The 24,942-nt window shown below is 72.2% G+C and carries 11 protein-coding genes; 6 read left to right on the forward strand and 5 right to left on the reverse strand.

Annotated features, from left to right (window positions below; translation table 11 throughout):
* Nucleotides 1-13 precede the first annotated feature (13 nt).
* The 4 genes from HDA45_RS36505 (at nt 14) to HDA45_RS36520 (ending at nt 9,359) form a co-directional block, all read left to right on the forward strand.
* Nucleotides 14-679: a helix-turn-helix transcriptional regulator gene (locus tag HDA45_RS36505; protein WP_184903176.1), complete on the forward strand. Its 666-nt coding sequence runs from the start codon at nt 14-16 to the stop codon at nt 677-679.
* A 491-nt stretch (nt 680-1,170) separates the two neighbouring features.
* Nucleotides 1,171-3,876, forward strand: a complete 2,706-nt coding sequence (locus HDA45_RS36510; RefSeq protein WP_184903178.1) for a helix-turn-helix transcriptional regulator — start codon at nt 1,171-1,173, stop codon at nt 3,874-3,876.
* Nucleotides 3,873-6,623: an AAA family ATPase gene (locus HDA45_RS36515; protein ID WP_184903180.1), complete on the forward strand. Its 2,751-nt coding sequence runs from the start codon at nt 3,873-3,875 to the stop codon at nt 6,621-6,623. The genes HDA45_RS36510 and HDA45_RS36515 overlap by 4 nt, the downstream gene beginning before the upstream one ends.
* A 9-nt stretch (nt 6,624-6,632) precedes the next feature.
* Entirely contained in the window at nt 6,633-9,359 is a 2,727-nt protein-coding gene (locus HDA45_RS36520; RefSeq protein ID WP_184903182.1) for an AAA family ATPase, read from the forward strand.
* Between the two features lie 6 nt (nt 9,360-9,365).
* Here the strand turns inward: HDA45_RS36520 and HDA45_RS36525 are convergent, their stop codons facing one another.
* From HDA45_RS36525 to HDA45_RS36545, 5 genes are all read right to left on the reverse strand, one after another.
* Nucleotides 9,366-12,131, reverse strand: a complete 2,766-nt coding sequence (locus HDA45_RS36525; protein ID WP_184903184.1) for a helix-turn-helix transcriptional regulator — start codon at nt 12,129-12,131, stop codon at nt 9,366-9,368.
* A gap of 241 nt (nt 12,132-12,372) precedes the next feature.
* A complete protein-coding gene (locus HDA45_RS36530; RefSeq protein ID WP_184903186.1) occupies nt 12,373-13,932 on the reverse strand; it encodes an MFS transporter in 1,560 nt (519 codons plus the stop codon).
* Nucleotides 13,929-14,867, reverse strand: a complete 939-nt coding sequence (locus HDA45_RS36535; RefSeq protein WP_343072225.1) for an ACP S-malonyltransferase — start codon at nt 14,865-14,867, stop codon at nt 13,929-13,931. The genes HDA45_RS36530 and HDA45_RS36535 overlap by 4 nt, the downstream gene beginning before the upstream one ends.
* A 26-nt stretch (nt 14,868-14,893) precedes the next feature.
* Nucleotides 14,894-16,306 carry a class I adenylate-forming enzyme family protein gene (locus tag HDA45_RS36540; RefSeq protein WP_184903189.1) on the reverse strand — a complete coding sequence of 471 codons (1,413 nt, stop codon included), beginning with the start codon at nt 16,304-16,306 and terminating at the stop codon, nt 14,894-14,896.
* A 19-nt stretch (nt 16,307-16,325) separates the two neighbouring features.
* The gene (locus tag HDA45_RS36545) at nt 16,326-18,017 is read right to left on the reverse strand and encodes a flavin monoamine oxidase family protein (RefSeq protein WP_184903191.1); all 1,692 of its coding nucleotides are present in this window, start codon (nt 18,015-18,017) and stop codon (nt 16,326-16,328) included.
* Nucleotides 18,018-18,321: 304 nt separating this feature from the next.
* Here HDA45_RS36545 and HDA45_RS36550 point away from each other — a divergent pair, with 304 nt between their 5' ends.
* Together HDA45_RS36550 and HDA45_RS36555 are read left to right on the forward strand one after the other, a co-directional pair.
* A complete protein-coding gene (locus tag HDA45_RS36550) occupies nt 18,322-24,711 on the forward strand; it encodes a type I polyketide synthase (protein ID WP_184903193.1) in 6,390 nt (2,129 codons plus the stop codon).
* Nucleotides 24,711-24,932 carry a hypothetical protein gene (locus tag HDA45_RS36555; RefSeq protein WP_184903195.1) on the forward strand — a complete coding sequence of 74 codons (222 nt, stop codon included), beginning with the start codon at nt 24,711-24,713 and terminating at the stop codon, nt 24,930-24,932. The genes HDA45_RS36550 and HDA45_RS36555 overlap by 1 nt, the downstream gene beginning before the upstream one ends.
* Nucleotides 24,933-24,942: the final 10 nt, after the last annotated feature.

Below are 24,942 nucleotides of genomic sequence, written 5' to 3' on the forward strand. Positions count from 1 at the left end.
AAGGGGGCTTTCCATGGCCGGCATCCGAACGATTTCCCCGATCGGCAAGTGGGCTTTCGACGCGGGTCGTACCGCGCGGCCCGGAATCATCAGCGAATTCGTGGAAGTCGCCGACATGCCACTGGCGGCGCTCAGTGCCGGACTGCGGCTCGGCGGGGGCAACGCCGCCTTCTTCCGGCTGCTCGGCCGCCGTCCCGCCGACGTGCTCGGCGAATCGTTCCCCGAACTCGTCACCACCGGTCCCGATCACCTGCGCGACCGGCTGAACCGGGTCGCCGAAGGCTGGGAGCAGCGGTTTCGCGGCAGCGTCACCGGGCTCGGATCCGGCGGTGCCGAGAGGCTGACCATCGTGGCCGGCCGGATGCGGGCGCCGGGTACGGCGATCCTGCTGACCGTGCTCCCGGAGGCGGGGCCCGCCGCGGCCCGCGCCGAGCAGCTGAGCTCGGTCAACGACATCGAGGCGAAGATCCTCCAGGGCATCGCCAGCGGCTTGTCCAGCCTGGAGATGGCCGACAAGTACTACCTGAGCCGCCAGGGGATCGACTACCACGTCGCCCGGTTGCAGCGGAAGTTCAAGGCGCGCAACCGGGTCGAACTGGTTTCGCGGGCCTTCGCCACCGGTCTGCTCGACTCGACCGCCTGGCCGCCGCGGGTACCGGAGTCCCGGCGCGCGAGCTGATCGCCCCGGACTTGACGTGCGGGTGGCCGCCACGTGACGGAGGCGTGCGATTACGGTGCGGTCCCAGTGAACGGTCCGGGCATCGTCGCCGGTCGCGGTCGTATTTCGGAAGAATTCGTAATGACCTTCGAGGCATCTTCGCTCATCTGAGCGGGCAGGTCGGCCGGAGCGGACGCCGGGTGGCCGTCTGGGGTAAACCTGGATGTCGTGGGCCGTTCACAATCCATTCCCTGTAGCGCGATCTTCTGTCACACTTCGTCGTGCCGTGCTCGCGTGAGGTGTCGCGCCGAGCGGGGCCTGCCTGCCCGCGGAGTCGTGCGTTCGTGGCACTTGTGCTCATTTGAGCGGCAGGCATCCCCGTAGCGAGGGATAACCCTCGCCGGGGTTGGCCGGTCTATTCGGTAAGACGATCACACGATGAGATGGAAGCACGTAAGCGTTTGTTCGCTCTGTGTGACGGCAGCGACCCGATGGGACGACAGGAGGCGGAGATGGTGGACGCCAACAGACCCGGGCGCACGCTGGCCGGACGCGACGACGAGCTGCGCCGGCTCGCCGCACGGCTGAGCACTGGTGCGCCTGGTGAAGGCTCCGTCATCGTCGTACGAGGACAAGCGGGCATCGGCAAGTCCAGCCTGCTGGACACCGCGCTGGCCGCGCTCACGGACACTGTCGTCTGCCGGGGTACCGGTGTGCCGGGGGACGGGACGGCGGTCTCGCGGGAACTGCTCGCGGGACTGCGCCGGGCCGGTGCGCGGGTCTCGGGTCCGGACGATTTCGCCGCCTGGTACGAGGATTTCGCCGCCTGGGCGGGCGGGCGGCGCGCGATCGTGCTCGCCGTCGACGACGTGCAATGGTGTGATGAACCGACCTTGCGCTGGCTGAGTCTCCTCGCCCGTCACGCGACCAGACTGCCGCTGCGGATGGTCCTGGTCCGGTCGGCCGCCGACGGACCGGACGGCGCGGCGGAACGGCTGGCGGATCTCGAATCCTGGTACGGCACCGAAGTGCTCGACCTCGGCCCGCTGCCCGCGGAGGCCGTCGCCTCGCTGGCGCGCGAGGCCGTCGGATCGGAACCGGGGGAAGCTTTCGTGCGGCACTGCGTCGAGCAGTCCGGCGGCAATCCCTTGCTGCTGCGGGAGATGCTCGACGAACTGGGCAAGGTCGCGGCCGGGGTCGCGCCGGTGGCCGGATCCGCGGCGGGATCCGCGCTGATCCACTCCCTGTTCGCCGGCGTCCCGGACTACGCCCGGTCCGTGGCCACCGCCATCGCGGTACTCGGCGGTCAGGACCTGTCCTTGGTCGCCCGGCTGGCCAAGGTGCCCGCCCGCACCGCCGGAACCGCCGTCGACCTGTTGCGGAGTCAGCACATCCTTGCGCCGGAAGGGTTCTCCTTCCGTCACGATCCGGTGCGGGAAGGGCTGCTCGACGCTCTCGAACCCGCCGAACTCGGCCGGTGGCGGCGTACCGCGGCGATCCTGCTGAGCGACGCGGCCGGGTCGCCGGAAGAGGTGGCCGAGCACCTGCTCGAACTCGGCGAGCTCGACTCGTGGATGGTCGACCTGCTGCGCGACGCCGCGAGCTGCGCCTGCGACCGGGGCGCGCCCTGGGACGCGCTGCGCTACCTCCGGCCCGCGGCCGCGGCGAGGCCCTCCGACGGGGCCTTGGCCGTCCAACTCGCCGAGACGGTCGCGATGCTGGAACCGGACAGCGGCTTCGACCTCCTGCGCCGCGCGCTCGAACTGCAGCAGGATCCGGTCGACCGGGCGCGGGCCGCGGTGAAACTGGGCCGCGCGGCGCTCGTCGCCCGTCGCTGCGGAACCGCCGTCACCGTGCTGGACAGGGTGCTCACCGTGCTCGGCGGCGAGATGGACCAGCAACTGCGGGGCCACCTCGAAGGGCTGCTGTGCCTGGTGGGCATCGAAGATCGCGACAGCCTGGCGAAGCTCGACGCCCGGATCCAGCCCCGGGACGAGGACGGCCCGGAAGCCGTCGTCGACGCCAGGCATCTGGCCGTTTGCGCCGTCGTCGCCGCACTCGACGGAACCCGGCCGCGCGAGGCCGCCGAATGGGCGATGCGCGCGATCCGCGGGTACACCCCGACCACCGACGATTCGGCCGTCAGTTCCGCCGTGCTGGCGCTGCTGCTGGCCGACGAGGTCGACGTCGCCAAAGACGAACTGACCAGGGCCATCGAGCTCGTCCCGGCCCAGCGCAGCGAGTACCTCGCCTTCCGCGGCCTGCTCGGCCACTGGTGCGGGGACCTCGCCACCGCGGCCGCCGACGCCGGACAGGCGTACGCGCTCAGCCGCCGCGCCGAAGGGCGCACCGGCGGCGTGGTCCCGCGTATCGCGCTCGCGACCGTCGCGGCCCAGCAGGGCGAGACCGCGAAGGCGATGAAGTTGTTGCGGGAAGCGGATTCCCCGCAGTTGTGGGACCACACGGTGATGCGCCCGTGGTTCCAGCTCGTCGACGCGCGGGTGCATTGGGCGGCGGGGGACCGCGAGGCGGCGCTGAAGCTGTTCCACCGCTGCGGGGAGAGCCTCGCCGACGTCGGCATCGCCAACCCGCTGCTGGCGCCGTGGTGGTTCGAAGCCGCCTGCCTGCTGGCGGGTGAGGGAGAATTCGAGGCCGCGGCGGACCTCGCGGCCGAAGGGGGCGAACCGGCCGAGCGATGGGGCACCCCGCGCGCGATCGGGATGGCCCGGCTCGCGACCGCGGTCGCCACCCGCGGTCCCGATCGGATCGCGTTGATCGACGAGGCGGCGGGCATTCTGGCCGGGTCTCCCGCCCGGCTCGAGGAGGCGCTGGCGGAGTTCCACCTCGGCCGCGCGCTCGTCGAAACGGGGGACAGCGCCGCCGCGCGTATCCGCCTGCGGCGCTGCGTCGAGCTGAGTTTGCGTACAGGGGACCGCTTTCTGCTCCGCCGGGCCCAGCGGACCGCCGCCGAGGCCGGCATCCCGAGCGAGGTTTCCCCGCTGGATTCGCTGAGCCCCGCCGAACGGCATATCGCCCGGCTCGCCGGGCGCGGGGTCAGCAACCGGGTCATCGCGGAACGCCTCTTCGTCACCGTTCGGACGATCGAAACGCATCTGACGAGCGTGTACCGCAAATTGCGGATCACCGGGCGGGCCGAGCTGGCCGTGCTGCTCGGCCACGTCGATGACCGTCCCGTTCTGCTCGAAGGTGCCCGATGAGCGCCGTCCGGCGGCTCGAAGCCGACGGCGCGGACGAACTCGTCGAGCGCGAGACCGAACTGCGCCTGCTCACCCGACTGGTCGAGGATCTCGAACACGGCCACGGCGGCTCCGCGCTCGTGCTCGGCCCGGCGGGCAGCGGGCGGACGGCGCTGCTGGTCCAGGCGGCGGCCCTGGCCGCCGAGCGGGGCCTGCAGGTGTTCACCGCGCGGGGATCGGCCACCGAGGCACAGCTGCCGTACGGGCTCCTTTCCCAGCTGCTCGCCTCGATCCCGGAGCTCGCGGACGTCCCGTGGCTGCACGCCGCGCTTTCGGACGGCACCGACGTGCAGGTCCTGCACGAACTGCTCTGCCAGCGGCTGCTGGAGTCGGCCCGGCGCTGTCCGGTCCTGCTCGTCGTCGACGATCTGATCCTGGCCGACGAGCAGTCCGAGATGTGGCTGGCCGCTCTGCGGCGACGCCGGGTGGACGCCCCCGTACTGCTCGTCGCCGCGCATTCCGGCCCGTCGGAGGAGGACGGCGAAGACACGCGCCTGTGCCTCGGCAATCTTCCGGGCGAGAACCGGCATGTCGTGCGGCTGCGGCCGCTGAGCGAGGCGGCGGTCCGGCGGCTGGTGCACGCGGTCCCGGCGCCGCGGCCGCCCGTGGAAGAGGTCTACGCGGCCACACGCGGGAATCCCGCCTTGCTCGCGGAGGTGCTCGCCCGGTCGTCCGCCGGTCCCGGCGCGGAGATCACCGCCATCACCGCGGACGCGCGCCGCGACACGGTGCTCGACCTGCTCGCCAGGCTGCCGTCGGATCTCGCCGCGCTGGTGCGGACGATCGCCGCGATCGGCACCCTCGACGAGGCTTACCTCCGGCCGCTCGCCGCCCCGCTCGGGATGCCGCTGAGCCGGGCCCTGCGGGTGCTGGCGGACTCCGGCCTGATCGGGACCGACCCCGCCGAGCCGATGAACCCTCAGGTGGCCACCTGGGTACTGGCCGCGACCGGCGCGGAGGAGCGGGCGGGGACGCGACGGCGGGCCGCCGAGCTCGGGCATCGCCGGGCCGCGCCGGAGGAGGACGTCGCCGGGCTGCTGCTCGGTTCCCAACCGGTCGGCGAGGCGTGGGCGCTGGAGACCCTGCACGCGGCCGCGTTGCGCCGTCGCGAAGCTGGGGACCACACCGAAGCGGCCCGGTACTACCGGCGGGCGCTCGCCGAACCGGCGCCGCCCGGGACGTCGGCGCGGCTGCGTCTGGAGCTCGAGACGGTAGAGGCTTCGTCTTGCCCCTTCACCGGTGGTTTGCGGCTGGCCAGGGCGACCCGGGTCTCCAGCGGCGACGACACCGTCCGAACGCGACTGTCCGCTGTGGACTTGATGATGCAGCGAGGGGCAAGGGACGACGCGTTGCGCGAGCTGGCCGTCTTGAGTGAGGCCGCCGTCGACGACCGGGATCGCGCGGACCTGACGGCGTTGCACTGGCTGGCAGAGGGGACCGGCGCGGGTTCCGTACTCCTCGGCATCCCCGCCCTGCCGGACCTCGATCCGGCCGCGCTCACCCCCGCGCAGACGGCGGCCGCGTCCTGGCTGACGACGACCGCCTGCCGCGACGGGCGGGCGGCACGCAGACTGGCCCGGCGCGCGGCGGATCCGTCGAACGAGCCCATGACCCTCTACTCGCCGCGGCTGGCGCTGGCCATCACCTTCACCCAGACCGACGACGTCCTGGAAGCGCTTTCCGTCTACGAGGAAGTGATCGCGGACGCGAGCGCCGCCGGGGCGGGCGTGCCGGTGGCGCTCGGCCTCACCGGCCAGGCCTGGATCCACCTGCAACGCGGTCGCGTGCAGGCCGCGGAGGACGCGCTCGCCAAGGCCACCGCGTCCGGTCCGCCGGACGGCTGGCCGCCCACGGTCACCGCGTCGCTGAGCACGATCGCGATCGCGGCGGCGCTCACCCGCGGCGATTTCGAGGCCGCCCAGCGCGCCGTCGACGCGGCGGTCGACGGCGGGCCGCTGTACTCCACGCCGTATCTGCTCTTCATGCGCGGGTTGCTGGAACTGGATCTGAAACGCCACCGGCGGGCACTGGGCCTGTTCCAGGAATGCGGCAGGCGGATGAACGCGATCGGCTGGCTGAATCCCGGCTTGGTGCCGTGGCGTTCGCATGTCGCCATCGCGGCGCAGGCGCTCGGAGACGAGCACACCGCGGCCGCGATGATCAGCGAGGAATGGCGGCTGGCGCAGGAATGGGGCACGCGCACCGCGATCGGGCGGACCCATCTCGGCGCGGGTGTCGCGGTCCGGTCCGAGGACGCGGTGTTCCGGCTGACGCAGGCTGTCAACGCGCTCCAGCAGTCCCCGGCCAGGGTGCTCTACGTCGAGGCGGTGCTGCTGCTCGCGGCCGCGCAGATCAACCGGGGTCAGACCAGCGGCGTGCCGCGCCTGCTGCGCGAGGCCGAACGGCTGGCCACCGCGTATCAGCTCGCGTGGGCGACTTCCCGCATCGCCGACCTCGGGAAACGGCTGTCCGACCGGCCTCGGCGGTCCTATCGCACGGCGTCCCGGCGATGGCGGGCGCTCTCGCCCGCCGCGACCGACCTCGTCCGCCGCGTGCTCGCGAACGCCTCCAACGCGGAGCTCGCGGAGGAACTGGGCGTGAGCAAACGCGCCGTCGAGCTCCGGCTCACCGCGATCTACCGGCAGCTCGAGGTGACCGGGCGGGCCGAGCTGCGGGAGCTGTTCGACGCGCTGGACAAGGAGCTCTGATCCGTCGTCATGATGATCGAGCGAGTCGACCAGCTGGCCACGATCGCCGGAGCCGTGGCCGAGGCCCGTGCCGGGGCGGGGGAGTTCGTCGTCGTCCGCGGCGGGCTGGGCGCCGGCCGGTCCGCGCTGTTGCACGCGGCGGGAGAGGAGGCCGCCGCGCGAGGCGTGCGCGTGGTCCGGGCGGCCGCGACGCCGCTGGAGCGAGGTGTCGCCCACGGCGTGGTCTGGTTGCTGCTGGAACCCTTGCTGGAGGCCGGTCGCCGAGGCGAACTGCTCACCGCTGTCCGGGCCGACAGTGAGTTCTCCGCCGACCCGCCCGACGCCCGCCGAGCCCATCTCGTGCTGCACGAACTGCTGGAACTGTTCACCGAGATGGTGCGCGACACCGGTCCGGTGGCGCTGCTCGTGGACGATCTGCAGTGGGCCGACGCGGCTTCCGCGCGGTGGCTCGCGTATCTGGCCAAGCGGATGGGCCGTCTGCGGGTCCTCGTCGTGGCGACCCTGCTGGAAGGCGACGATTCCGCGGACGACATCGTGGTCAAGGACATCGCCCGCACCGCGGCGCGTACGGTGCACGCCGCCCCGCTCTCGGCCGCGGGTGTCCGCGCCTATCTCACCGCCCGGTGCGGAGCCGAACCCGCGGACGAGTTCGCGGACGCCTGCTACGCCCGCACCGGCGGTTCGCCGATGCTGCTGGACGCGCTGGTCAACGCGATGCTCGGGCACGGCCTGCGGCCGATCGCCCCGGCGGCGGCCGATCTCGCCGCGCTGCGGCCCTCGCCCGCGGCGGCCCGGCTGACCCGGTGCCTGCGCGCCCAGCCGGACGACGTCGGCGCGGTGGCGAAGGCGATGGCCGCGCTCGGCGAGCCGACCGAGCCCGGCGTCCTCGCCGACCTCGCGGATCTCGACTCACCGGATTTCGACGCGGCGCTGCGCGCGTTGCGGAGGCTGGGGCTCGTCGCGGCCCCCGCCGACGGGCTGCTGCGGTTCGCGGGGGAGATGGCGGGCGATCTCGTCGCCGACCAGCTGAGCGCGGAGGAACAGGACCGCCTGCATCTGCGCGCCGCGAATGTCCTCTACCGCAACGGAAGGCCGGTCGAGCAGATCGGACGGCAGTTGCTGGCCACGGTCGCCGAACCCGAACCGTGGGCCGCGGAGGTGCTGCGGACCGCGGCCAGTGCCGCGCTGGCGAACTCGTCGCCGCAGACGGCCGCCCAGTATCTGCAGCACGCGCTGGCGCATCCGGGGGCCGATCGCGCGGAACTGCTCGTCGATCTCGCCGCCGTCGAACGCGGGTACGATCTGCCCGCCGCCCACCGGCATCTGCACCAGGCGCTGGGCCTGATGCGGGATCCGGTGGACCGCGCCTTCGCGCTCGGCCTGCTCCCGGTGGTGACCGGGCTCCGGTTCGCCGCGGACGTCCGCCGGCTACGGCAGGTGCTCGCGGAACTGCGGGAGGTCCCCGGCCCGGACGCGGCCGACGCGGCGTTGCGCATGGAGGCCCGCCTGCGCTATCTCGAACGCGGTGTACCCGGCGCCGGCAACGCGGCGGCGGACCGGCTGGCCGAACTCGGTCCCGCGCCCGCACAGGATTCTTCGGCGCAGCGGGAGCTGGTCGCCGTCCTGCTGTACCTGATGACCGTCGCGGGCGTCGCGCCCCGGGAGTCCATTGTGGACCTCGCAAGGCAGGTGCTGGAGCGGGAACCCGGTTCTCCGGACCAGATGTACACCACGCTGCCGCTCACGGTGCTGGTGCTGGCCGCGGCGGATTCGCTCGACGGCGTCGACTCCTGGCTCGCCGCGGCTTGCGGCCCCGCCGCCGATCCGGACCTCCCGACGCTGGTCGCCTGGGCGGGGCAGTCGCTCGTGGCCTCGGCCACCGGCCTGCTCGGCGTGGCCCGCGACCGGGCGCAGGCGGTGCTGGCCTCGGCGGGCCCGAGCCGGGTCGGGATCACCATGACGGCCATGCGGGTGCTGGCCGAAATCGCGATGGAGCAACGGGATCCGGCGCTCGCGCGGCTGATCGTCGACCATCTGGAGGTCGAGCACGACCCGTGGCTGCGGTCGCTGGCCTACGGCACCTTGGCCCTCACCGAGGCCAATCACACCGCGGCCGCCGAGTACTTCCTCGACTGCGTGCATCAGCTGGAGCGGTTCGGGAACCGTGTGCTTTTGCCGCTGCGCGGCCAGATCGCCCTGTTGCTCGCGGCGACCGACGATCCGAAGCGGGCGGAAGCGGTCGCGCAGGGCGAGGTCGAGCGGGCGTTGTCGTGGGGCGCGCCGTCGTCGGTGGGCCGCGCCCTGCGGATCCGCGCGACGCTGCTCGACCGCGACGAGGACGCCGTCCCGGTGCTGCGCGAGGCCGCGGAAACGTTGGCGCGCTCCGGAGATCGGCTCGAACTCGCCCGCACGCTGGTCCTGCTCGGGGAACGCGACACCGGACCCGACGCCCGCGAACGGCTGCTGGAGGGGCGCAGCCTGGCGGCCGGATGCGGGGCGAGCTGGCTGACCGGGTCCGCGGAGCCTTCGGACCAGCCGGACGGCGGACTGCTGACCGCGACCGAACAGCGCGTGGTGGAGCTGGCGGTGTCCGGCCGACGCAACCGCGACATCGCGGAACTGCTGGAGGTCACCGTGCGCGCGGTGGAGAAGCACCTCACCAGCTCGTACCGCAAGCTGGGCATCAGCGGACGTGCCCAGCTCGCCGCGGCGATGCGCGGCCACCGGGCGGGTTGAGCCCGGTCAGGATCCGGCGGGACCGAGACGTCCCTGCAGCCACGCCGCCGCCAACTCGACCCGGGACTGGCTGCCGGTGCGTTCGAACAGCGACGTCAGCCTGGCTTCGATGCGCTTCTCGCTGACCTGCAGCGCCGCCGCGATCTGCCGGTTCGTGCGGCCGCTCGCGATCAGGCCGACGATGTGGCGCTCCAAGGGATCCAGCCCCGCCTTGTCGGTCCTGTCGGTCCTGTCCGGCGAGTAGGCGATCCGGTGCCGATCGAGCAGGGCCGAAACGGACGCGAGCGCCACGACGGCGTCCAGCCGCTTCAACGTCCGATGCGCCTCCAGCAGTGACGGCCCGGGGACCGGGCTCACCTCGCCGAACGCCGTGCACGCCTCCGCGATCCGGAACACGTCGCCGGACTGCCGGGCCAGTTTGACCCCCGCGCGCACCGATTCCATGTCCCCGCGCACGAGGCCGCCGCACACCAGGGCCGCTTCCTGGACCGAGGCCGTCGGGCTGCGGGTGGCGAGACCCTCCAGTTCGGCCAGCAGGCGGGTCAGGGTCTCGGTGTCCCCCTGCTGCCTTGCCCCGTGCAGGAGCCGGGTGAGCAGGCGTTCCATCCCCGCGCGCACCCCGCGTTCGCGGCAGTCGGTGTACTCCCGCCAGCCCCGTTCCAAGGCCTCGTCGTGCTGTCCTGCCGACTGGCGCAGCCCGCAGCGGACCCACGCGACGTACGCGTCGGCGGAAGTCTGGAAAGGCAAGCGGCGCAACCAATCCGCCGCTCGGTCCGGCTGGTCGCGCTGCGCGCGGATCTCCGCCGCGAACACACTCGCGAACCGGTGGCGGCGGGGCGGATCCCACCACAGGCGATCGCCTTCGAGCTGGCGCGCGAGCGACAGCGCCGCGTCCCACTCGCCCTCGCGGTAAGCCTGCCGGACCGTATGCCAATCGACCGAGAACCCGGACGTCGGCGGCTGGTAGCGGCCGCGCAGCAGGACATTCAGGACACTGACCGTGTCGAGGACCTCGGCGGCTTCGGCGACGTCCTCGTGCGGTGGCATTTCCGTCAGTACCAACCACTCCTCGGCGGGTCTGCCGCCGTCGCCGGGCAACGCGCCCAGCAGGATCCCGGCGCCGAGGGCGAACAGGTGGTCGTCCTCCGCGCCGCACGCACGCGCGAGCGCCCGCACCGCCTCGGCGGCCACCGGCCGGTCGGCCCGGTTGACCGCGTCGAGCAGCCGACCGCATTCGGGAGCCTTGTCGAGGACCCGGCCGACTTCGGCGGCCAGCGGTCGGACGACGTCGAGTTCGGCGAGCCGTTGCTCGTGGGCGAGGGCGCCCAGCCAGCACATCAGGACGGTGGCGGACAGCCGGGCGGACGGCCCGGGGTCGGCGAGCCGCGGCGCGATGACGGTGGCGAGGTCGTCGGCCAGCGCGCCGTAGCCACCGGCCGCGAGACTGTCCTTGAGCACAGCGCGGAGCACTTCGGAGAACCGGCCGTCGGATGAGGCGAGCAGCCGGAGCGCCACCATCCGGTAGCGGCGGGCGGTCGGCAGGTCGGTCTTCCCGGCCGCGGCCGCGGCGAGCAGCAGTCCCGCCGTCCCGGGGTCGGGCGGCGACGGCGGGAGTTCGGCGAGATGCGGGGCGACCTCGGCGGGATCGACCGGCTGCCTGTCGAGGAGGTCGCGGACGATCCGCCGGTGCAACACGGCGCGCCAGCGCGAGCCGTGTTCGAGCCGGAGCCTGTCGGCCAGTGCGGGGACGGCGAACTCCACCGCGCCGTCCGTCCCGCCGCGAAGGATCCCGGCCCGGACCAGCTCGTCGAGGGCCTGCCCCGTGGTGGACGGCGCCAGCGCCGCCGCGGAAGCCAACCAGGGCAGCCTCTCCAGCGTGAGGGCGCCTTGTTCGCTCAGCACCGCGATGATGGCGGCCAGCCGCCGGACCCGAGGCTCGAGCCGCCTGAGCGTCTCCGCCTGTCCGGCGGGCAGCACGATCGGGGTTCCCGCGCCGGTCAGGCAGACGTGCTCGTCGACGACCGACAGCCTTCCGCTGGCGCGCAGGCCCGCGATCGTCGCGCCGACCGTGCCGGGATTGCCGAACAGCGGACCGAGCGCGGTGCGCACCGCGCTGACGAGCGCGGGATCGCTCGCGATCCGGCCGGCCCGGGTGGTCCAGCCGGGCAGCAACGCCGTCGTCTCCGCCGCGGTCAGCGGACGGAGGCCGACCGTGCCGTCGGCGATCGCGAGCAGTTTGCCGACCGGTCCGCCCGCGGGGCCTCGTCCGGTCGTGGTCGCGACGGTGACCGTCCCGACGGCGCGGGCACCCTCGGCGACCAGGGTGAGCACGGTGGCGAGTTCCGGCGGCAGCAGGTCGAAGTCGTCGAACTGCAGCACGATCCGGCTGCGTGGGGCGAGGGTGGAGAGGACGGTGATCAGATCGTGGGCCGTCGTCTGCGGTCCGGTGCCGGATCCCGACTCGAGCCGGGCGCGCAGCCAGGCCACCGCGCTGAGCATGCTGACCAGCTCGGGCCGGTCGAGGGTCGCGATCAGCTCGACCAGCTGGGTCGTCAGCCGGAGCAGGACGGTCTCGGGCTCGGGACCGGCGGGCACGGCCAGCACGGCGGCGCCGGAGCGGCGTCCGCGCTGGGCCAGCCCGGAAAGGACGGTGCTGCGGCCGCTGCCCGCCTGCCCGTGCAGCACCCAGATCGCGCCGGATCCGGTGAGCACCCGGTCCAAAGCGGCCTGCGCGTCTTCCGGTCCGGCACTCGTGACGGCCGTCGCTCCCATTTCCCTCCTCGGCCGGCGCGGGACCACGGCGCGGCCGGGCGACGGTCGCTCCGAGCATGGCGCAAGGAGGAGCGTTCGGTCGGGAGGTCAGGCGGCCGGGGCACCTTCGGCCAGCATAGTTGCCCCGGCGGACCACGGTCGACCGCTTCCACCGGAGTCAGCCCTCTGGAGAAAGCGCTCTCTAGCCGCATTTAGTCCTCTGGATGCGGTCCTTGCGTGTGCAACTACCGCATCCGGAGGACTAAATACGGGTGCCCGGGGCTTCCGAGACGGGATCGGGCTGCGGAGGGGGTACGTCCGTCTCGATCACCTTCGGCACGCCGCGCAGGCTCCGGAGCGCCACCACCGCGAGGACCACCATCACCGCCGCGCTGCCCAGCATGCTGGTGCGGATGCCGCCGACGAACGACTCCTCCGCCGCCGTGCGGACCGCCGTCGCCACCGGTTCCGGCAGGCCGGTCGCGACCGCCGCCGTGGCGCTGAACGACTCCCGCACCTGGGCGGCCAGATCGGGCGGGACGCCGGCGGGCAGGGTCAGTTCGGCGTGGTAGACGGCCGACAGCACGCTGCCGACCACCGCGATGCCGAGTGAGCCGCCGAGTTCGTAGGCGGTGGCGGAGATCGCCGACGCGGCGCCGGCGCGGTCGCGGGGGACCGTGCCGAGGATGGTGTCGCCGGTGGCGGTCAGCGTGAGCCCCGCGCCGGCGCCGAACGCCACCTGCGCGGCCAGCACCAGCACGTACGTCGAGTCCGTGTTCACCGCGCCGAACAGCCCGAAGCCGACCGATGCCAGCGCCAGCCCTCCCGAGACCGTCGGTGCCCGGCCGAACCGGCGCACCGCCTTCGCCGCCAGGACACCGCCCGCGACGAGCGCCGCGATCGCGCCCGGTACGAACGCCAGCCCGGAGCGCAGCGGGCTCCAGCCCAGGACGAGCTGGAAATACTGGCTGGAGATCAGGGCGAACGCCGACATCGTGAACACCGACACCAGATTCGAGCCGACCGAGGCCGAGAATCCTCGGCGCCGGAACAGTTCCAGGTCGATCAGCGGTTGCTCGAGCCGCCGCTGACGGCGGGCGAACCACCACAGCGACGCGCCTCCGACCGCGAACGCGCCGAGCACCTCCGGGTACCACACGCCGACGTAGAACGCGCCCTTCAACGCGTACACCACGGCCACCAGTCCGATGATGGACAGCAGCACGCTGGGCAGATCGAGCCGAAGCCTGCCGCTGGACCGGGATTCGGGCACGACGCGGGCGGCGCCGAGGATCAGCAGCGCCACCGGGATGTTGACCAGGAAGACCGAGCCCCACCAGAAGTGCTCCAGCAGCACTCCGCCGACGATCGGGCCGATCGCGAAGCCCGCGGCCGACACCCCGGCGGTGACACCCACGGCGGCGGTCCGTGCCCGTTGGGTGGTGAAAACCGCGCGCAGCAACGAAGTCGTCGAAGGCAGGACGGCCGCACCCGCGACCCCCAGCAGCGCGCGAGCCGCGATGAGCGTTTCGGCGCTCGGGGCGTAGGCGGCCACCAGCGAGCCCAGCGCGAACGCGGCCACCCCGATCAGGAGCACCCGCCGCCTGCCGAACCGGTCGCCGAGGTTGCCCATGGTCACCAGCAGGCCGCCCATGGCGAAGCCGTAGACGTCCGCGATCCACAGCAGTTCTTCGGCCGAAGCGCCGAGCTGTGTGGTCAGCGCCGGGACGGCCAGATGCAGCACGGTCATGTCGATCGCGACCATCAGCTGCGCCAGGCAGGCCACCATGATCGTCGCGATGTCGCGGGCCTTGGAACTCATGCCGCCACCGCCTCGGGCAGGCGGGGCCGGGGTTTCGGTTTCAGCGTGTCCCGGATGTCGGCGCGCAGCAGGGTGAACGCCGACGTCAGTCCGGGCAGCCGGTGCAGCAGGTGGTCCGGACCGGCGACGAGGACCCGGCCGACGCCGAGCCTGGCGAACCGGTGGACCAGCCCGGGCAGCCGGACAGCGTTGACCGTCGACTCCAGCAGGAGCGACGCCGCCTCCTCACCGGTCCGGACCGGTCCTCCGTCCTGATCGGACACGATCGGCAGCACCGGATCCGAAAAGACGAACCCGCCGAAGACCTCTTCCGCCAGCCTGTCGCGCAGCCCGCCGAGCATCCGCGCGTGGGCGGCGGGACGCATGGTCGTGAGCGCGTATCCGCCCGAGGCCCGCACCCGCCGGACGAACTCGTCCAGCTTCGTCTCACGCAGGGTCACGAGGTGGACCTCGTCGTCGAACCGGCCGGAGAGCTCGTGGCCGATCCCGTCGAGGATCTCGCCGAGCGCCGTCTCCGGCGTCCGCACGATGAACTGGCTGACGAGATCCTGATGCGCCGTCTCGAAATACTCCCGTTCCCGGCGTGCGACGGCGTCGACGAGCCGGACGAGATCCTCGACGGGAAGAGCACCGCCGCGGACCACGGCCGCGCGTTCACCGAAGCTGGCGCCGCCGACCGCGACCGGTGCCAGCCCGTGCTCCCGCTCGGCCCGTTCGGCCAGCGCCAGCGACGCGAGCACGAACGCGATCTGGGTGTGCTCGTTGTACTCTTCGCCCCTTCTGGCGAGCGGATCCAGCAGGGAGCGGCCGAGCGCGTGCTCCGCCGCGCCGAGCAGGCGCCGAGCCGACGGGTCGATGACGAGGAACCTGCCCAGTTCCGCGGCACGGGCGGGGCCCATACCGGGGAAGAGGACGGCATCCGTGAAACTGTCCACAGTGCACACCCAGCTTCGTGATCGGATCAGAGTTGTTCGGCCGCGGCGAACTGCTCGAGCCGCTTCCGGTCCGGTTTCCCGTTGCGGTTCAACGGGAACTGATCGGTGACGAGGACGCGGTTCGGCTGCTCGGCCGGGGGCAGCACGCCGCAGATCCGGTCACGCCAGTAGCGCGAGTCCCGCTGTGCGTCGTCCTCGACGACGAACACCAGGCTCGATCCGCGACGCTGGTCGGGCAGCGCGACGATCTTCGCGGAGCAGCCCTCTCCGGCCAGCCGGTGCTCGATCACCTCGGGATGCAGGGTGTGCCCGTTGCGGTGCACCGCGCGTTTGCGCCCCACCACGAACAGGTTCCCGTCCGCGTCGAGACGGCCGAGGTCGCCGGTGGCGTACCAGCCGCGGTCGGCAGGGAGCACCTGTCCGGTGCCGTCGAGGTAACCCTCCATGAGGTCCGGGTCGAGCACGAACAGTTCGCCGACTTCGCCGTCGGGCAGCACGGTGCCGTCGTCGGCGCGCACCTCCAGCGTCAGTCCTTCGACGATTTGCCCACAGCCACGCGGATTCCCGATATTCGCGAAGGCGACGTTGCCCATTTCGGTGCTGCCGTAACTGTCGAGCAGCGGCATGCCGAAGAGCTCGTCGGATTGCGCCACGACGCCGGGTTCGAGCGGGGCGGCGCCGCTGCACAGCATGCGCACGCGGGAGAATTCCGCTTTGAGCGCCGGACGTTTGCCGATGATGTTGAACAGGCTCCGATAGGTGGACGGCGTCGCGTCGACGACCGTCGCGCCGGCACGTCCGGCCAGGCGCAGTGCCCGGTCAGGACGGCGATAGGGCGCGATCACCAGCGAGCAGTCCCGCAGCCACGCGATCATCACCATCGAAAGGCCGTACTGGTGGTTGAACGGCAGCAACGGCAGGAGGACGTCTTCGGCGACGTGACCGACCAGATCGGCGTTGCGTTCCAGGTTCTTCAGGAACCGTGCGCCGTTCTTCGCGACGCCTTTGGGGACGCCGGTCGAGCCGGACGACCACATCACGAGACTGTCGGGCAGCTTTTCCCAGACGTCGAAACGCAACTGGACGTCGGTCGGGGTCCGGTCGGCGGCGGCCACCATGATCTCGTAGGTGTAGGCCGCGGGCGCGTCCGGAGGCATCGGCGCGTCGTCGTCGATCACCGCCAGGACGACACCGGAACCGGTGATCGTCTCGGCCGTGCGGTCGGCGTGCTCCATGTGATCGACGAGCACCACCGACGCGCCGACATGCATCAGCGCGACGAGGATCGTCAGATAGGCCAACGTGTTGTCGGCCTTGAGCAGGACACGGTCACCGGAGCCGACACCGCGGTCCCGCAGCACTTCGGCGACGCGGAGCGCCTGCTGTTCGAAGGCCGCGCCGCCGGTGACCGCGTCGGGGGAATAGATCTTCGCGAACATGGGGAAGTCCTTTCCGCTGTCAATCCAGGCTCACCGGGGCGATCTCGTCGAACACGTCGCCGGGACCGGGGTTGTCCGGATGGGTGCCGCCGCCCAGGTGCTCGACGACGCCCCACACGGCGTTCAGCGCGGTGGTGACCGCGCTCTCGGAGAAACCGGCGATCCACGCGACGTCGTCGCCGGCCAGGAAGAAGCCGCGGTGGTGGTCGGCGGCGTCGCGCTGCATGAACTGGGTGAACAGCCGCCGCTGGTAGCGGTAGCTGCCGGGGAGGCAGGATTTGAAGGCGCCCTTGAAATGCGGCTGGGTCTCCCAGGTGATCGCGATCGGCGGGCCGATCATGTGGGAGCGGATGTCGACGCCGGGGTAGATCTTGGCCAGCGCGGAGAGCATCACGTCGAGCCGCTCGTCCGGGGTCAGCGAAGCGACCTTCAGCGAGTCGTCGTTCCACGTGTAGGAAAGCAGCATCGTGCCGGGCTCGTCGGGGCCGTTGTCGATCAGGTAGACCCCGCGCGGGATGCGGTCGGTGAGCGTCGTGCTCATCACGTCGCGGCCGGTCTCCGGGTCCTGATCGAGCCAGAACGGCCTGTCGGTGATGACGAACAGCTTCGACGCGCCCATGTAGTGCGTACGCTCCAGCGCGGTCCAGACCGGCTGAGGCAGCAGGGCGTCGTCGCTCTTCATCCCCGAGAGCAGATTCCAGTTCTGCGCGGCGAAGATCGCCGCCGGATAGGTGCGCACGTCGCGGTTCGCGTCCTCGATGGTGAACCCGCGGCCGGTCCGGTCGATCCGCACCACCGCCGGACGCGGCTCGCCGCCGTGCAGGCTCTTCAGCGACGTGCCGGACGGCCAGTATTCGAGGTCGGCGGGCTCGTCGGCCCACAGCCCGAGCGGCAGCTGCTGGCAGCCGCCGAGGATCCGGTGGTGCTCGTCGCTGGTGTCGGTGCAGATCACCCGCAGGATTTCGAGCGCGGAGTTGGGGAAGTCGGTGTCCCAGCCGCCGCAGCCGAAGCCGACCTGGCCGAAGATCTCGCGGTGCTCGAAGGAGGAGAACAGCGGGGAAGAGGTCAGGAACCCGTAGAACGACACGTTGTCGAACTTGGTGACCAGATGGTTCCACAGCGCCTTGATGGTCGTGATGTCACGACGCCGGATGGCGTCCTCCATCAGCGACAGATCCGCCTGCTCCTGCAGCGTCTTCGTCCAGGCGTCGTTGACCTCGCGATACACCGCGGGGAGGTCGGCGGACGTGCGGGCCCAGTGGTTCTCGCCGTGCAGGTTGATCACCGTGCTCGGCGACGCGGGGGAGAGCGGGTTGGGGAACGGCGTCGTCTCCAGCCCCACCTTGTCGATGTAGTGGAAAAGAGCGCCCGCGGACGGCGGGAAGCGCATCGCGCCCAGTTCGGCGACGGCGTCCGGGTAGCCGGGCAGGCTGACCGAGCGCATCCGGCCGCCGAGCTGCTCGGCCTCGTAGATCACCGGCTTCAGGCCGAGCTTCATCAGCTCGTAGGCGGCCACCATCCCGGACAGTCCGCCGCCGATCACCGCGACCTCGGTGCCGTGCGCCTGGCGTGGCACGCGGCCGATGCCGGCGGGGTGGCGGATCCAGTCGTCGTAGGCGAACGGGAAATCGGGGCACAGCATGCTCGTCGGCGGCGCCGCCTCGGCCCGCTGGCGGGGCAGGACGCGTTCTTCGACGGGAGACATGGTCATCGGCGTTACCTCCGGCACTAGTTCTGGCGTCGCGCTGACGACCCCGGGCCGGCACGGCGGACGCCGGCGTTCTCGTGCGGCTACGGGTCTCAACGCTGAAATCCGGTTCGCCGAAAACCACGTTAACGATTCCGAACCGGTGCGCTGGATACCTTTTCCACCGCTTGCCCATGGCACGGAAACCCGGCTGAGGGGCGCGCGGTTACCCGGCGGTGGAACAGTTCCGCCCCGCCCGCCCGGCCCGTTGTGGATAGCTGGACCGTGACTTCCCTGTGCCAGGCGACCCGAGGTGGCGAGTGCGCGCATGACCGAGCTGGATTCCTTGCGACGGCTGGAGAGCAGGCCGCGCGCCGAACGGCGCCGGACGCTGCTGGGCCTGGTGCGCCGGGCGACGTCGGCGGTGTTGGACGGGCCGCTCCCGGCCGGCCGCACCTTCGCCGACCTGGGGTTCGATTCGCTGTTGGCGGTGAAGCTGCACGCGTGGCTGAGCGCCGAGACCGGTCTCGAGCTGCCGGTGACCCTCGCCTACGACCATCCGGCGCCGGAAGCCCTGGCGGACTTCCTCGACGAGTGCCTTTTCGGAGCCGAGGCCGAGGACGCCGCGGAGAGCGGTGCGGACACCGGCGAGCCGATCGTGATCGTCGGCATCGGCTGCCGCTTCCCCGGCGGCGCGGACTCGCCCGCCGCCCTGTGGTCCCTTGTGGACGAAGGCAGGGACGTCGTCACGGAGTTCCCCCGCGACCGCGGCTGGGACGTCGACGGCCTGTACGACCCCCGCCCTGGCACACCGGGCCGGACCTACGTGCGCCACGGCGGTTTCCTGCCCGGCGCGGCCGAATTCGACGCCGGGTTCTTCGGTATCTCGCCGCGCGAGGCGCTGGCCATGGACCCGCAGCAGCGCCTGGTACTGGAAACGGCGTGGGAGGCGCTGGAACGCGCCGGGATCGACGCCGGAACCCTGACCGGCAGCCGGACCGGGGTGTTCGTCGGCGCCGAGCCGCAGGAATACGGCACCCGGCTGGCCGACGCGCCCGAAGGCCTCGACGGGCTCCTGCTCACCGGCAGCGCGCCGAGCGTCGTCTCCGGCCGCATCGCGTACACGCTCGGCCTGCAAGGGCCCGCCCTGACCGTCGACACCGCGTGTTCCGGCTCGCTGGTCGCCCTCCATCTCGCGGTCCGCGCGCTGCGGAACGGTGAATGCACCCTCGCGCTGGCCGGCGGGGTGGCCGTGCTCGGCACGCCCGGTCCGTTCGTGGCCTTCTCGCACCAGCGCGGCCTGGCGCCGGACGGACGCTGCAAGCCGTTCTCTGCCGCGGCGGACGGCACCGCGTGGGCCGAGGGCGCCGGGATGTTCGTCGTGGAAAGGCTTTCCGACGCCGAACGCCACGGCCATCCGGTGCTCGCGGTGATCCGCGGCAGCGCGGTCAACTCCGACGGCGCGTCGAACGGGCTCACCGCACCCAACGGCCCCTCTCAGCAACGGGTGATCCGCGCCGCGCTGGCCGACGCGGGGGTCGATCCGTCCACTGTGGACGCCGTCGAAGCGCACGGGACCGGGACCACCCTCGGCGACCCGATCGAGGCGCAGGCGCTGCTGTCGACCTACGGCCGGGACCGGGAAACCCCGCTGTGGCTGGGTTCGGTCAAGGCCAACATCGGGCACGCGCAGGCGGCCGCGGGGGCGGCCGGGGTGATCAAGATGATCATGGCACTGCGGTACGATCGGTTGCCGCGCACCCTGTACGGCGACGATCCGACACCGGCGGTCGACTGGTCCGCCGGTGCGGTTTCGCTGCTGGCCGAGCCGGTCGAGTGGCCGCGCGGCGAGGAACCGCGCCGGGCCGCCGTCTCGTCGTTCGGCATCTCCGGCACCAACGCCCACCTGATCCTCGAAGAACCGGCGCCAGCCGCGTCCGAAGTGCCCGCATCCGAGGTGTCTTCCCCGATCGCGATCGCCTTCTCGGCCGCCGACCCGGAGGCGTTGCGTGCCCACGCTGCCCAGCTCGCCGCCGTCGAAGCGAATCCGCTGGACCTGGCCTTCTCGCTCGCCAAGACCCGGGCGACGCTGGCCGAACGCGCTTTCGTCCTGGCGCCGGACGCCGCGGGCCTGACGGAAGCCCTGACCGCTTTCGACGAGCGGGTGCTGCGCGGTGGCCCGCTCCAGGAGCCCGCCGAACTCGCGTACCTGTTCACCGGACAGGGTGCTCAGCGGATCGCGATGGGCCGGGGGCTCTACGACGCTTACGACGTCTACGCCGAGGCTTTCGACGAGGTCTGCGCCCACGCGGACCCGCAGCTCGATCCGCCGTTGCGGGACGTGGTGTTCGGCGACGCGGACCCGGCGCTGCTGGACCGCACCGACTACGCGCAGCCCGCGCTGTTCGCCGTCGAGGTCGCGCTGTTCCGCCTGCTGGAGTCCTGGGGGGTCGTCCCGGCCTACCTGTGCGGGCATTCGGTCGGCGAGTTCGCGGCCGCGCACGTCGCGGGTGTGCTGTCGCTGTCCGACGCGGCGATGCTGGTGACCGCTCGCGGCAGGCTCATGCGAGAGCTGCCCGGAGGCGGCGCGATGGTCTCCCTCCGTGCCTCCGAAGAAACGGCTCGCGCACTGCTGACCGGGTACGAGAGCAGCGCCGGGATCGCCGCCGTCAACGGCGAGGAAGCCGTCGTACTGTCCGGCGCGCGTGCCACGCTGGAGGCGGCGCTCGCCGGATTCGACGGCAAGGTCAAGTGGCTCAACGTCAGCCACGCCTTCCACTCGCCGTTGACGCGGGACATGCTCGACGACTTCGCCCGGATCGCGCGGCTCGCCGACTACCACCCCGCGAACCTGCCGATCGTCTCGACGGTCACCGCCGAGATCGGCGGGCACGACTCGGCCGAGTACTGGATCCGCCACGTCGAGGCGACCGTCCGCTTCGCCGACGCGCTGCGTGTGCTGCGGGACAACGGCTGCGGCACCTACCTGGAGCTGGGCCCGGACGGCGTTCTTTCGGCGCTGGTCGACGACGGCGTCGCCCGGCCGCTGCTCCGCCGGGACCGGCCCGAGGTGCCCGAAATCCTGACCGCGCTGGGCACCGTTCACGTACGCGGGGTGGATGTCGACTTCGCGGCGCTCGCCCCGGGCGGGCGCCGGATCGCGTTGCCGACCTACCCGTTCCAGCGGTCGCGTTACTGGCTCGCCGCCGGACCCGCCAAGGACGCGCGCGGACTCGGCCTGCGCAACGCCGAACACCCGCTGCTCGGGGCGGTGGTGCCGGTCCCCGGCGGTGACACCGTGTTCACCGCGCGGCTTTCGGTGGCCGACCAGCCGTGGCTGAGCGGGCACCGGGTCGGCGACGACATCCTGTTCCCCGGCACCGGATTCCTCGAGCTGGCCCTGCACGCCGGCGCCGAGACAGGCTGCGGATGTGTGGAGGAACTGACCTTGGGCGCACCGCTCGTCCTCGCGGCCCCGGTCGAGGTGCAGGTGGTCGTGGCCGCCGCGGACGACGACGGCCGCCGCGCGGTCACCGTCCATTCGCGACCGGAGCACGGCGAGGACTGGACCCGGCACGCGAACGGCACTCTCGTCCCCGACACCGACGCCGTCACATCGGCCGTCACGTGGCCACCACCGGGGGAATCCCCATCCTTGGAGGGTTTTTACGACGACCTGCCCGGATTCGGCTACGAAGGCGTCTTCCGCGGCCTGCGAGCGGTGTGGGTGGACGGCGACGACGTGCACGCCGAAGTCGCGCTCCCCGGCGACGAGGGCGGCGGCTTCGGCATCCATCCGGCCCTGCTGGACGCCGGTCTGCACGCGATGTTCCTGCGTGAGTCCGCGGAATCCGCCGGAGGGTTGCCGTTCTCCTGGTCGGGAGTCCGCCTGCGGGCGAGTGGCGCGACAGCGCTGCGGCTGCGGATCACGTTCCACGCGGCGGACACCGTGTCGCTGGTCGCCGTCGATCCCTCGGGCGCAGAGGTGCTGAGCGTCGAGTCGCTGGTCGTCCGCCGACCCTCCGCACGCGGCAGGGAGCTTCCCGCCGGACTGTTCACTGTGGACTGGACGCCGGTCGCGGCCGTGGAACCGGTGGCGTGCACGACGTATCCGGAGGTCGTTCCGGGCAAGCCCGCCGTGCTGTCGTTGCTGCCCGAGGGTGACCCGGTGACCTCGGCACACGAACTCGGCGCCCACGTGCTGGAAGTGCTCCAGGACTGGGTGACGCGGGAAGAGTCCACTTTGGTCGTCCACACGCGACACGCGGCGGGGCCCGACGCCGCGGCTCCGGCGGCCGCCTCGATCTGGGGACTGGTGCGCAGCGCGCAGGCCGAACACCAGGGCCGGTTCGTCCTCGTCGACGCCGCGCTCGAAGACGTGCCGTTGGCCGTGGCGACGGGGGAACCGCAGGTCGCGGTGCGCGACGGCGTTCCGCTCGTCCCTCGGATCGCCGAGGCGGGCGCGGGGGTTCTGCTGCCGCCCGCCGGACCTTGGCGGCTGGACAAATCCGGCGAGGGCACGGTCGAAAACCTCGCCCTGACCCCGATCGACGAACCCGACCTCGGACCCGGCGACGTGCGCATCGCCGTCCGGGCGGCCGGGCTGAACTTCCGCGACGTGCTGAACGTCCTGGGCATGTACCCGGGTGAGGCCGGGCCGCTGGGCTGCGAGGTCGCCGGGACGGTGCTGGCCACCGGCGCGGCGGTGACCGATCTGGCGCCGGGCGACCGCGTGATGGGCATGGTGCACGGCGGTATCGGTCCGGTCGCCGTCGGCGAGCGCCCGTTCCTGACCCGGATCCCGGACGGCTGGACCGACGAGCAGGCCGCGACAGTGCCGCTGGTCTTCCTGACCGCCTACTACGCGCTGGTCGACCTCGCCGGGCTCAAGTCGGGCGAGTCGATCTTGATTCACTCCGCGGCGGGCGGGGTCGGGATGGCCGCGACCCAGCTCGCGCTCCACCTGGGGGCGAAGGTGTTCGGCACCGCGAGCGAGGGCAAACAGCACGTCCTGCGCGCCGCCGGACTGCCCGCGGAGCACATCGCGTCCTCGCGAACCCTCGATTTCGCGGCCGGCTTCCGGGCGGCCACCGGCGGCCGAGGTGTCGACGTCGTGCTCAACTCCCTCGCGGGCGAGTTCGTCGACGCGTCCCTCGGCATGACCGCGTCCGGCGGCCGATTCCTCGAAATGGGCAAGACCGACGTCCGCGCGCCCGAAAACGTCGCCTACCGGGCCTTCGACCTCATCGAAGCGGGCCGGACGCGGACCGCCGAGATCTGGGCCGAGCTGCTCGCGCTGTTCGACAAGGGGGCGCTCACCCCACTGCCGGTGCGGACCTGGGACGTCCGGCACGCGCCGGACGCGTTCCGGTTCGTCAGCCAGGCCAGGCATGTCGGCAAGGTCGCGCTGACCGTGCCGCGAGCACTGGATCCGGAGCGGCCGGTGCTCGTCACCGGGGGCACCGGCGGACTCGGAGCGCTCGTCGCGCGGCATCTCGTGACCACCCACGGAGTCCGCAAACTGCTGCTCACCAGCCGTCGCGGTCCGGACGCGCCGGGCGCGGGCGAACTCGCCGCCGAGCTGACCGGGCTGGGCGCCGAAGTCCGCGTCGTCGCCTGTGACGTCGCGGATCGGGGCGCGCTCGCCGCGCTGCTGGACGGCGTCGAGCTGACCGGCGTCGTGCACACCGCGGGCGTCCTCGACGACGGCGTGCTCACCGGGCTGACATCCGAAAGGCTCGCGAAAGTGTTGCGTCCCAAGGTGGACGCGGCCTGGCATCTGCACGAGCTGACCCGAGGCCACGACCTGGCGCTGTTCGCGCTCTACTCCTCGGTGTCCGGGATCGTCGGTTCCGCGGGGCAGGCTTCGTATGCGGCCGCGAACACCTTCCTGGACGCGCTGGCCGCCCATCGCCGGGTGCGGGGCCTGCCCGCCGTCTCGCTCGCGTGGGGTCTGTGGCGTGAGGGAATGGGCAGCGGGCTGGCCGGGAACGACGTCGACCGGATGGCTCGCGAAGGGCTGCCGCCGCTGACAGCGGAGTCCGGACTCGCCCTGTTCGACGCCGCCCTCGACGGCGGGTTCACCACCGTCCTGCCGATCGAACTGGACCGGGCCGCGCTGCGTGCCCACGCCCGGACGACCGAGGTCGCGCCTGTCCTGCGCGGCCTCGCGAAGGTCGCGACCCGGCGCGTGGCCGGGCGCGCGACGACGGGAGGCGCCGGCCTCGCCGAGCGCCTCACGGCACTGCCGGACGAAGAACGCACGGCCCTGCTGATCGATTTGGTGCGGCACAACGCCGCCGCCGTCCTCGGGCACGAGGCGGGCGGCATGATCGATCCGGCGCGCGCGTTCAAGGACCTCGGGTTCGACTCGCTGACGTCGGTCGAACTGCGCAACCGGATCAACGCCGTCACCGGGCTGCGGTTGTCGGCCACCGCCGTGTTCGACCATCCGACGGTCGCCTCGCTCGCGGGGCATCTGCTGGCCGAATTGGCCCCGCCGTCGCTCAGCGCAGCGGACGCGGTGCTCGCCGAACTCGACGCGTTCGAGGCGCGCCTGACCGGGGTCGACGACGACGGCCGCACGGCGGTCGCCGGACGGCTGCGGGCGCTGCTCGACGGCCTCACCACGCCGGGGACCGACGTCGGTGGGCGGCTGGAGGACGCGACCGCGGACGAAGTCGTCGACTTCCTGGCCACCGAACTGGGGATTTCGTGATGGCGGACAAGAAAGCCGTCGCCAAGGTGCTCGCCGACATCGAGCGGCTGAGCGAGCGCTTGAGCGACTTGGAGCCCGAAGACCGCAAGAAGGTCGCCAAGCCGCTGAAGAAGCTGCTGCTGGCCTATGCGGCCGGAGACAAGGACGACGAGTTCGACGACCTGCTCTTCGACGCCGCTGTCGACAAGGTCTTCGACTTCCTCACCGACGAGATCTTCTGACCAGCGAGGG

It is taken from the genome of Amycolatopsis umgeniensis (assembly GCF_014205155.1).
Taxonomy (GTDB): Bacteria; Actinomycetota; Actinomycetes; order Mycobacteriales; family Pseudonocardiaceae; genus Amycolatopsis; species Amycolatopsis umgeniensis.